Here is a 10,547-nt window from a genome sequence, read left to right as displayed (position 1 = left end):
CCTGCCATTAATGAGCGCTACTCTATTGCTGGCTGGTTTAGAAAGAACGCCTCAATAAGTGGAGTAATTGACCCCCCACGATAAAACCAACATAGCCACAACAACTAGTGGCTATGCTGAGGTTAAATTAATAGCGTTGAGATGAAATTAACGCGCAAATACAAATGACAAGAACAAGCCAACAAAAATAGCTAATCCAACATAGTGATTATTTAAAAACGCTTTAAAACATGCATCACGCGCACGTTTATGAATAAGCACTTGCTGATAAATAAGTAACCCAGCGGCAGTACATAAACCTGCAACAAACGCCAAGCCTAGCTGGTTAATTAAGCCAATAAGCGCCAACAACGCTATAAAATTAGCGTTTAATAAAAATATAATATGGCGGTCGTATTTACCAAATAAAATAGCAGTAGATTTAACCCCTATTTTTAAATCGTCATCTCTGTCGACCATGGCATACATAGTGTCGTACGCTACCGCCCAACAAATATTTGCAACAAATAACAGCCACGCCTGCAGCGGTAATGAGTCAATTGATGCCATATATGCCATAGGTATCGCCCAACCAAATGCAGCGCCTAAGACTACCTGCGGAAGATGTGTATAGCGTTTCATAAACGGGTAGCAAAATGCCAGTACCAACGCCCCAAATGACAATAAAATAGTGTTGATGTTAAGTAGCAATACCAATACAAAAGCAATGGCTATCAGTAATATAAATAAACTCAGTGCTTCACCTGCACTTACTTGTCCGGTGGCCAAAGGCCGCCCTGTTGTACGCTTAACTGAGCCGTCTATTTTTCTATCTGCAAAATCATTAATAACGCAGCCAGCACTGCGCATAACAATTACGCCTAAGGTAAATACAATAAAGTTAACTAGGCTTGGCATACCAGCGTTTGCAAGCCATAAAGCCCAATAAGTAGGCCACAGTAATAGTAATGTACCGATAGGTTTGTCAATGCGCATGAGCTGAATATAAAAAGGGCTATGCTGTAATTGCAAAGGGGCTAATTTCATGAGTACAAATAGGCTCCGGGTAAAAATACTTCGCACACTAAAAAGTGATAATCATTAATAGAAAATACACTACGACGACCTAATAAAGGGTGCGTAGTTAAATTCAACTCTTTAACAAGTGACTGCAGCGCATGTTCTGAGTCAAAGCGCCCTACTTCAATATTACTTCGGGTAAGTTCAGGGTGCTGAAAAATAACATCACCTAAAGGGCGTGCGCCCATATTATGTAGTGTTGTTTGCGTTTGTGTACTGGGCAACCAACTTTGGGCATACACCATGGGTGTATTGTCACACAATAAAAGCACCTCGCGATTAAGTGCTTTATTTGTATTTGAGCCAAGTAGTTGTTGCTGTGCATCGCTTAGGGTAAAAGTTTGCTCATTAAGCACTTTTACACTAAAACTTTGTGCATTACTTTTTAATTTAGCGGTTAATGAATGTGGCTCAAATAGCCACTCTTGCTCTAACGCAGATAAGTTATTTACCAAAGAAGCACATTGCCAATTGGCAGATATAGAAAGCGGAAATGTAATCACAATAGCTCAATCAAATAAAAACCGAGACGATGATAACATTGCCAAAGCATTTGAAAAAGTGATGTTTTACTGCCGATAAATAATTGCAGGAGCTGTTTATTAGGCGCTATTAAGTATAAACTATTTGTATTAAGAAAATGGAAACACACTAAAGATGAAAAAAATAGTATACGCAGGTTTTTTAGCACTGATCCTAAACTGTTTTAGCTTTTCGGCAAAAGCGGAATCGACAGTGGGCTATTTTGGTTTTGAGCCAGACATTATTACCAATTACATAGGCGCTTCAAGTAAAAAAATGGGCTATGTACGCGTGACTATAGATTTAATGCTTAGCAATAATGAAAATATTGCTATTGTAGAGCACCATACCCCGCTTTTACGCGATGCGTTAGTAGAAATACTATCTAAAGAACCTGAAGAAAAAATAAAGTCGCTTACTGGGCGTGAAGAAATTAGAGCAAAGTGTGCCGAAAAATTAAAAAGCCTGCTAAAAGAAGAAACAGGCCAAGAGATTATTCGTGAAGTATTATTTACTAAGTATTTATACCACTAAGCTTACGCTTTTTTAGCATTAAATAAATTAGCGGTTACGGCATAAGCCATGCCGCTTAAAAGCCCACCTAAATGCGCCCAATTAGCCATACCAACAAACAACACATCAGCAAAACCGAGTACCAGCCAAATTAACATAAAGCCAATAATGGCAGTGCTTACTAGCGCAGGTTGCTTAGGATTTAAATAGCTGTGAATCCAACAAAAACCCAATAAACCATACACAACACCACTTAAACCACCAAAGTTAGGCCCCACAATTAAAAACTGAGCCCAGTTACTAATAAGTGCAGTAACCACAAATAGCCCAACTAAGCTCAGCTTGCCGCATTGCTTTTCAATATTATCACCTAACGACATCCACCAAATTAGGTTAAATACAATGTGCATTGCGCTAAAATGAACAAGTGCCGGCGTTAACCAGTTCAGTGGTTGGCTCGGGTTAAACTGCAAAGCAGTATAAATTTGCTCAAAGCCACCCAATAAAAATGCAAAGTAAATAGCAACGCTTACAATACTTACGGTTTTATTTAGCCAGCTTAGTGCTTTAAAGCGCGCCACTAAATTAAGCGACTGTCCTTGATACGTTAAGCCAGATTGTGTACTGCCCACATCCCAGGAGGCTTGTTGATAACGCTCATGATTGGGGTTTTGTACAAATTCAGCCCACAAAGGTTGCACTTGATGAAAGTGCTCGCCCGCAACACAAATAATAACATTACTGCCATCAGCACTGCGCAATTGCCCTTCTAAGCCTTGGCTTTTTAAATAATCTATAAAGCCCTGTGCGGCACGAGGATTATTTAAACTACCTAGCTCAATCATCGTTCCACTTTCTCGCTGTAAGCCGCTTCCCAAGCCGTAAAGCCACCATCCATGCTATATACATCTTCAAAGCCCTGCTCTACTAAATAACTAGCCGCACCTTGTGAGCTCATGCCGTGGTAGCAAACAATAATAATGGGCTGATCGAACTCTTTTTCCATCATAAACTGAGCTATATTGGCATTTGAAAGCGCTTCAGAGCCAGGAATATGTCCTGCTTGGTACGAGTTAGGATCGCGTATATCTGCAATCACTACATCTTCTTTATCAAGCAGTTCGTGCGTTTGTGCTATAGATATATGTTTAAATGCCATTGAAATCTCTTTTAAAAATATAATAAAAAGGCGGCTTAAGCCGCCTCTGTATGCAAACTTTAAACTATTCCCAGTTTAAAATTACTTTACCAGATTGACCTGAAATCATCATATCAAAGCCAGCTTGGAAGTCATCTACCGAATATTGATGCGTAATAATAGGGTCTAAATTAAGGCCTGATTGAATCAAGCTTGCCATTTTGTACCACGTTTCGAACATCTCGCGACCATATATACCTTTGATCACTAAGCCTTTAAATATAACTTTATTCCAATCTACGGCCATATCTGATGGTGGAATACCCAACATGGCAATTTTGCCACCATGGTTCATGTTATTTAACATAGAATTAAAGGCGCTTGGCACACCTGACATTTCAAGGCCAATATCAAAGCCTTCAGTCATACCTAGCTCATTCATTACATCTTCAAGCTTATCATTCGCAACGTTTACGGCTCGTGTAGCGCCCATTTTACGCGCAAGCTCTAAACGGTATTCGTTAACATCGGTAATCACAACATGGCGAGCACCCACATGCTTAGCAACGGCCGCCGCCATAATACCAATTGGTCCTGCCCCTGTAATAAGCACATCTTCACCCACTAAATCAAACGATAAAGCGGTGTGCACAGCATTACCAAACGGGTCAAAAATAGACGCAAGCTCGTCAGAAATATTGTCAGGAATTTTAAACGCATTAAAGGCCGGAATAACTAAATATTCTGCAAATGCGCCTTCGCGGTTAACGCCCACACCGGTTGTATTTCGGCACAAATGCACACGACCAGCACGACAGTTACGACAATGCCCACACGTAATGTGTCCCTCGCCAGATACGCGGTCACCTACTGCAAAGCCACGTACTTCTTGGCCCATATCAACCACTTCACCCACGTACTCATGGCCTACAACCATAGGGGTCGGAATGGTTTTTTGTGACCACTCATCCCATTTATAAATATGAACGTCGGTGCCACAAATCGCGGTTTTACGAATTTTAATGAGTAGATCGTTATGCCCTACTTCAGGCTTGGGTACGTCGGTCATCCAGATGCCGGTTTCGGCTTTTAATTTTGATAAAGCTTTCATAGTTAACACTCAACTAAAAAACCGAAGCAATACTTCGGTTTATAAAAAATTAAATAACGCCCATTTCTTTACCAATACGGGTAAAGGCAGCAATTGCGGTGTCTAGTTGTTCAATACTGTGCGCAGCAGAAATTTGTGTACGAATACGCGCTTGGCCTTTTGGCACAACAGGGAACGAAAAGCCGGTTACATAAATGCCTTCAGCGAGTAGTTTGTCTGCCATTAATGAAGCAACTTTAGCATCGCCAAGCATTACAGGGATAATGGCATGATCTTTACCCGCACACGTAAAGCCAGCGGCTTCCATTTGCTCACGGAAATATTTAGCATTTGACCAAAGTTTAGCGCGTAACTCGCCACCATTTTCAAGCATTTCGAGTACTTTAATTGACGCAGTTACAATTGAAGGCGCTAATGAATTTGAGAATAAGTAAGGGCGCGAACGCTGACGTAGCCATTCAACAATTTCTTTTTTACCTGATGTATAACCGCCTGATGCACCGCCCAGCGCTTTACCTAGCGTACCGGTAATAATATCTACACGGTCAAGCACATTACAGTACTCAGGCGTGCCTTTACCGTTTTCTCCAACAAAGCCTACCGCATGTGAGTCATCAACCATCACTAATGCATCATACTTATCAGCAAGGTCACACACAGCTTCAAGGTTACAAATTACGCCATCCATCGAAAACACGCCATCGGTGGCAATTAATTTTGTTTTAGCGCCCGCTTCATCAGCTGCAATAAGTTGCTTTTCAAGATCCTCCATATCGTTATTAGCATAACGAAAACGCTTAGCTTTACATAAGCGTACGCCATCAATAATTGATGCGTGATTTAGAGAATCAGAAATAATAGCATCTTCAGCGCCTAAAATAGTTTCAAATAGGCCCGTGTTAGCATCAAAACAAGACGAGTATAAAATTGTATCTTCGGTTTCTAAAAACGCGCTAATTTTTTGCTCTAGTGTTTTATGAATATCTTGCGTGCCACAAATAAAACGTACTGAAGCAACACCAAAGCCATGGTCATCTAAACCACCTTGCGCTGCTTTAATTAACTCAGGGCTATTTGCTAAGCCTAAGTAATTGTTAGCACAAAAATTAATAACTTTATCGCCAGATGCAACTTCTATTTGAGCTTGTTGCTGCGAGGTAATAATACGCTCACTTTTATACAAACCTTGCGCTTTAACGTCTTCAATTTGCTCTTGTAGTTGGCTAAAAAAAGCAGATGCTCTCATCTGTAGTCTCCAATTAAATGAACGGGTAAACAACAACATTAAAGCCACTGTTTATTTTGGGGTGTATTGTAAAAGTTTAACAAGTAAAATGCACTGTTTGCAGCTCGTCGCTAATACAGGTAATGGCAGCAATACTTAACACTTTAGTTGCGAAAATATAAACGCACTTTATACCAAGTAGTGTGCTGGTAAATCGTTAATAGAGTCAATCACTAAATCGGCGTATTGTTTAGCGTTTTCGTCAAATTGTTGGCCTGAGCGAACTAGCACTCGCGTGCTAATAGCCGCTTTTTGTGCCGCTTGCATATCGCTAAGTTTATCACCCACCATAACACTGCTCGAAGGGTCAATATTATGCTCTTGCATAGCTTGTAACAGCATACCTGGAGCTGGCTTTCTGCACTGGCACTGTTTTAAATATTGCACCTGAGCTTTTTTGGGATGGTGCGGGCAAAAATACACATCTGTAATTTTAATATTGTGCTTACTAAATTGTGTTTTCATCCACTGAGTTAAAGCTAAAAAGTCATCTTCAGTGTAGTAACCTCGCCCTATTCCTGATTGATTAGTCACTATGATAATTTTATAACCTGCATCATAAAATGCTTTACAGGTACTAAACACACCGTCTATAAATTCAAATTTTTCACTTTGATACACATAGCCATGATCAATATTTACCACGCCATCTCGGTCTAAAAAAAGTGCTTTGTTTTTTTCTGTTACACTCATTTTATAGACTCTTTTTGTACCACATGATCAAACATAGTTTTAACACTGTCTACGGTTATTTGGCTCATAAGGTCATCTCCCTTAACGCGCGTACCCCAAGGCAATTGTTGAGCTGTTTTACCCGTTTGCTTTAGCAGATTTTGATGATACACCTCAACTACGTAGTCTTGATATAAATAAGGGCCTGTACGTGCAGGATTAGAATGCGCATATAAACCAATAACCGGCGTACCTACCGTTACCGCCATATGTGCTGGGCCGGTATCGGGGGCTAAAACTAAATCAGCGCGCTTGAGCACACATAGCAGCTCTTTAAGTTTTGTTTTACCAACTAAGTTTAAAATAGTGCAGTGACTGTGTTTTATAATTTGATTAGCTAAATTAATCTCAAGCTCAGTTGGGCCGCCCGTTAGTACCACGTTAAAGCCCTGCTCATGCGCGTAATCAGCAAGGGCAGCGTAGCGCTCTGGCAACCAGTTTCGCTGTGCTTTACTGGCCGCTGGCGATATTACCAATAACTTATTTGCCAAATGCGCAGGCCCTAATAGCTCATCTGCTTTGTTCTCATCCGCTAAGGTATAAGGCATATCCCAGGTAGGTGAATAGTCTTTAACTCCAATGGCACCCGCAAAGCCTTTAAATCCCTCTAGCACATGCGCTTCTTTTTGTGGGGCTATTCGTTTATTTATAAACAAGCTATGTAATTCTTTTGAACGTGCCCAATCAAAGCCTATTTTTACTTTAGCCGGAATACAGCGCGCAACAAAGCCAGCTCTTAATGCGACTTGCATATTAAGCAGCACATCAAACTGCTGCCCTTTAAAAGAATGTGCTAACTTTTTAAGTGCATCCTTACCTTGTTTTTTATCAAAAACTACCAGCTCAACCCCAGGTAAATCGGCAAGTAACATGGCTTCTATTTTACCCATTACCCACGTTATTTTTGCATTGGGGTGTGCTTTTTGAATGGCTTGTACAGCACTAACGGCATGACACACATCACCAATGGCAGAGAGTCTTAAAATACAAATTGAGGAGTAATTAGGCACTTGAGTCACGCGTTCCACTTTGGCTTTAAATAATAGACTGCGATCTTAAATTATACTCGCACTAATGCAAGCACTTATGCTGCGCTATAAAACACGTTAATATACACGCATTATTGAATTATTTTAACGAGCTATGTTTAAAACACTAACGCAAGGTAAGCACACTATTTTAAGCCACCCAGATTATTTTAACGAGGTTGATTTAAACTGGTTTGATGCAGATTATTGGCAACAGCAAAATAAAATAGTCGGTGCTAAAAAAGGCCGCGCCACAGCCTGGTTTTTTAAATACGATAATTTAACCGCTGTACTTAGGCACTATTGGCGCGGCGGTTTAGTTGGCAAGTTGTTAAGCGATCAGTACCTCTACCCTGGGCTTAAAAACACCCGAGTGTATAAAGAGTTCAGCTTAATGATAAGGCTTATTGAGCTTGGCTTAAATGTGCCAAAACCCATTGCCGCCAAGGTAACAACCGCAGGCTTAATTTATCGTGGCGATATAATTACAGAGGCTGTAAAAGGGGCTAAAAGCCTGCTCGATATTTTAATTGAACGCCCACTAACAGAAGATGAGCTCAAGCGCATTGCCAATACTGTTGCGCTATTTCACTCAAAAGGTGTGTACCACGCTGATTTGAATATAAATAATATTTTATTTAATGAAACGGGCGAGGTTTATATTATCGATTTTGATCGCGGCGAAATAAAACCACCTAACAAGCAATGGCAACAAAGTAATATGGCACGTTTAGAGCGCTCATTTTTAAAAGAGCAAGGACGTAACAACGCTTTTTATTGGCAAAGTAATGACTGGCAAACTTTATTGGCTATTTATAAAGAGCAATTAACCACACAAAGCTAGGTATTGCTTAGCAACTTGTTCGGCCGTTACCTTTTGTAAAATGTCGGCATTATCTACATTAGGCTTAGCGTTTAAAACCAGCTCAATTTTAGCCGCTAGCTCATCGCTATGCCCTACAGGCGCTAAATATTTAGCCAAGTCGTTTGTTAAAATTTCGCTCGGTCCAAACGTACAGTTAGTACTTACTACAGGCGTGCCAACAGCTAATGCTTCAATTAACACTGTAGGGAGCCCTTCAAAATCAGAGCTTAATACTAATGCCTCAGCCTGCTTAATCCAGTTATACGGATTTTGCTCAAACCCTGGCACTATAAGTTGTCCCTCTATACCATACGTTTTTGCAAGCTTAAATGCTTTGCTAGGCTTATTACATAAAAGGACTAATTTGTATTTTTTATCAAGCTTTGCAAATGCCGCAAATAAAATATCGTGGCGCTTTTGTTTAGCTAACCGCCCTACATGAATAACATACGGCGATTGTGGAATTTGCGTATTAACCTCATCTGAGAGCCGCTTTATATCTGCTAAATTAAAGGGATTATAAATAGTTGTGATGGCGCTTGGGCTAATTAAATGCCCTTGGGTAATTTCTTGCTCTACCCCTTTAGACACGCACACCAAGGATTTTCCGTTTAAGTTTTGCTTTGACTTTTTAAGATAGTAATAAGAAAACGGGCCTAGCTTTTTTTGCCTAGCTAGCTCTGCATTAACAGAGTTATGCATAACAAAGTGAACATTTTTAATCTGGCTTTTAGCCAATAAGTTATTGCTTCTATCTAAATTGCTAAGTACTAAATCTATGGGGCCAGTTTGTTTTTGTTTGTTATTAAACCACGCCTCTAGTTTTGCTACACTTTTGTTTATTTTCCAAAAGCGATCCACTTTAGTGGCTTTATCACTGAATAAACTTTCAACCTTTATATTCGCAGGGATCGTGTACTCATATTTATTAGCCAACGATAAAATAGTAACGCTATGCGTTTTTACTAGCTGCTGAGCAAGGGTTAGCATCACTTTTTCGGCGCCGCCACCCGCTAACGAGTCTATTACAATCACTATATTCATCTATCGGCAACCATCAGCATGCTTTTAACCCCTTGCGTTATTTCTTCATAGCTATGTGCGCTTTCAAGCAAAGAATATTTTTCTAGTAGCTGGTTAAAATGCGGCTCTATTAGTAAAGCGCTGGCTTTATTTACTATGTCTTCAATCTCAAAGTTTGCTTTAATTACCACGCCAGTTGTGGCGCAACTTGCTAGGCGCTGTATTTGATCTTTTGAAATAGCACATGCCACAGCAGGCGTTTTAACAGCAACCGCCTGCAATAGGGTGTCGCCAGCACTTAACAATGCAAATTTAGCTTGCTCCATAAGCGACAAAAACTCACTATTTTCTAACGTATCCAAATTTATAACCGTATTTGATACTGGCAACGCTTTATTATAATTAGGGCCAAATACCACCACCGCCTTTAACCCTGTTTGCAATGAAATTTGTTCTGCGGCAGCAAAAAATACATCTGCACAGTTTTGATTATCTAGCACATGACCGCCAGAGCCTGCACTCACAATAAAGTAGCCTTGTTCATCAAGCTGATACTTTTTTAATACCTGTTTGGTATCGCACGCTGATGAAAATGCTATGTAAGGGCCCACATTTTTAGGCATAGCCAAAGAAAACATATCTATTTTAGCTTTTTCAGCCCAGCTCAGCGGTTCAATGCAGTAATCGGGCTGTACCACCCAATGGCTATCAATTAAGTTGATACGGTTAAGTTTTAAGCCCTTAGCTCGCTTTTTCGCATGCTGAGAAATAAATACCACTTTGGCACCCACTTTTTTTGCAGCTTTCATGTGAGCAGCGCGCCCTGCACAATCAAATATTACAATGTCAGGTTTAAAATCGGCTATAACTTCACACACTTTATCGCGCTCTTTAGTCGCAGAGCGCTCAAGCAAGGTGGTATCATATGGGCAGTTTTTAGCGTAGTTCGCGTGCTTATTTAAAACAAAATGGATGGTCAGTGAATCTAGACATTCACTTTCAAGGCTTTGGGCTAGCAGCAACGAGCGCATGTATTCACCTATTCCTTGTGGCGATGATACGGGTATAAATAAAAGTCGTTTGTTGCTCATTGCATTCTCTATTTCCTATTTGCGCAGCAGTATATCAATCCCATTGTTTTTACGATAGCTAGGTTACATTTTTATACACAAATTTAACGCCATAAAATAGATTATTTACTGCAATAGCCATGTTAGATTGGTAAACTTAGCCGCAATCTTAATCACAAGGATCTGAACTTTGCGAAACAG

12 protein-coding genes and 1 pseudogene are annotated in these 10,547 nt (G+C 40.2%); 3 read left to right on the top strand and 10 right to left on the bottom strand.

Annotated elements, in window-relative coordinates:
* A pseudogene (locus L650_RS24595) lies at positions 1 to 84 on the top strand (proline hydroxylase); the annotation flags it as partial.
* A 63-nt stretch (positions 85 to 147) separates the two neighbouring features.
* On the opposite strand, the gene ubiA reads toward L650_RS24595, so the two are convergent.
* Entirely contained in the window at positions 148 to 1,026 is an 879-nt protein-coding gene (gene ubiA / locus L650_RS0114685; protein WP_029773570.1) for a 4-hydroxybenzoate octaprenyltransferase, read from the bottom strand.
* Positions 1,023 to 1,562, bottom strand: coding sequence for a chorismate--pyruvate lyase family protein (locus tag L650_RS0114680; protein ID WP_029773569.1), 540 nt, complete (start codon positions 1,560 to 1,562; stop codon positions 1,023 to 1,025). Before L650_RS0114680 ends, ubiA begins: the two co-directional genes overlap by 4 nt.
* A gap of 154 nt (positions 1,563 to 1,716) precedes the next feature.
* Here L650_RS0114680 and L650_RS0114675 point away from each other — a divergent pair, with 154 nt between their 5' ends.
* Positions 1,717 to 2,115, top strand: coding sequence for a flagellar basal body-associated protein FliL (locus L650_RS0114675; protein WP_004588556.1), 399 nt, complete (start codon positions 1,717 to 1,719; stop codon positions 2,113 to 2,115).
* Positions 2,116 to 2,117: 2 nt separating this feature from the next.
* Here L650_RS0114675 and glpG read toward each other — a convergent pair whose 3' ends face one another.
* The 6 genes from glpG to L650_RS0114645 all read right to left on the bottom strand — a co-directional run bounded on the left by glpG (position 2,118) and on the right by L650_RS0114645 (position 7,379).
* A complete protein-coding gene (gene glpG / locus L650_RS0114670) occupies positions 2,118 to 2,939 on the bottom strand; it encodes a rhomboid family intramembrane serine protease GlpG (protein WP_004588557.1) in 822 nt (273 codons plus the stop codon).
* A complete protein-coding gene (gene glpE / locus L650_RS0114665; RefSeq protein ID WP_004588558.1) occupies positions 2,936 to 3,253 on the bottom strand; it encodes a thiosulfate sulfurtransferase GlpE in 318 nt (105 codons plus the stop codon). The genes glpG and glpE overlap by 4 nt, the downstream gene beginning before the upstream one ends.
* A 64-nt stretch (positions 3,254 to 3,317) precedes the next feature.
* Complete coding sequence (gene tdh, locus L650_RS0114660; RefSeq protein ID WP_004588559.1) at positions 3,318 to 4,343, bottom strand: L-threonine 3-dehydrogenase; 1,026 nt, start codon at positions 4,341 to 4,343, stop codon at positions 3,318 to 3,320.
* A 49-nt stretch (positions 4,344 to 4,392) separates the two neighbouring features.
* Positions 4,393 to 5,589, bottom strand: a complete 1,197-nt coding sequence (locus L650_RS0114655; protein WP_024034359.1) for a glycine C-acetyltransferase — start codon at positions 5,587 to 5,589, stop codon at positions 4,393 to 4,395.
* A gap of 168 nt (positions 5,590 to 5,757) precedes the next feature.
* Positions 5,758 to 6,321 carry a D-glycero-beta-D-manno-heptose 1,7-bisphosphate 7-phosphatase gene (gene gmhB / locus L650_RS0114650; RefSeq protein ID WP_029773568.1) on the bottom strand — a complete coding sequence of 188 codons (564 nt, stop codon included), beginning with the start codon at positions 6,319 to 6,321 and terminating at the stop codon, positions 5,758 to 5,760.
* Complete coding sequence (locus tag L650_RS0114645; RefSeq protein WP_029773567.1) at positions 6,318 to 7,379, bottom strand: glycosyltransferase family 9 protein; 1,062 nt, start codon at positions 7,377 to 7,379, stop codon at positions 6,318 to 6,320. Before L650_RS0114645 ends, gmhB begins: the two co-directional genes overlap by 4 nt.
* A 124-nt stretch (positions 7,380 to 7,503) precedes the next feature.
* Here L650_RS0114645 and L650_RS0114640 point away from each other — a divergent pair, with 124 nt between their 5' ends.
* Positions 7,504 to 8,232 carry a 3-deoxy-D-manno-octulosonic acid kinase gene (locus tag L650_RS0114640; RefSeq protein WP_029773566.1) on the top strand — a complete coding sequence of 243 codons (729 nt, stop codon included), beginning with the start codon at positions 7,504 to 7,506 and terminating at the stop codon, positions 8,230 to 8,232.
* Here the strand turns inward: L650_RS0114640 and L650_RS0114635 are convergent.
* Complete coding sequence (locus L650_RS0114635) at positions 8,215 to 9,297, bottom strand: glycosyltransferase (RefSeq protein WP_029773565.1); 1,083 nt, start codon at positions 9,295 to 9,297, stop codon at positions 8,215 to 8,217. The genes L650_RS0114640 and L650_RS0114635 overlap by 18 nt on opposite strands.
* Entirely contained in the window at positions 9,294 to 10,367 is a 1,074-nt protein-coding gene (locus L650_RS0114630) for a hypothetical protein (protein WP_029773564.1), read from the bottom strand. Before L650_RS0114630 ends, L650_RS0114635 begins: the two co-directional genes overlap by 4 nt.
* Positions 10,368 to 10,547: the final 180 nt, after the last annotated feature.

The organism is Pseudoalteromonas sp. TB51 (genome assembly GCF_000498055.1).
Lineage (GTDB): Bacteria > Pseudomonadota > Gammaproteobacteria > Enterobacterales > Alteromonadaceae > Pseudoalteromonas > Pseudoalteromonas atlantica.
Note: the sequence above shows the minus strand (reverse complement) of the source record. Positions and strands in the feature narration are given on the sequence as shown.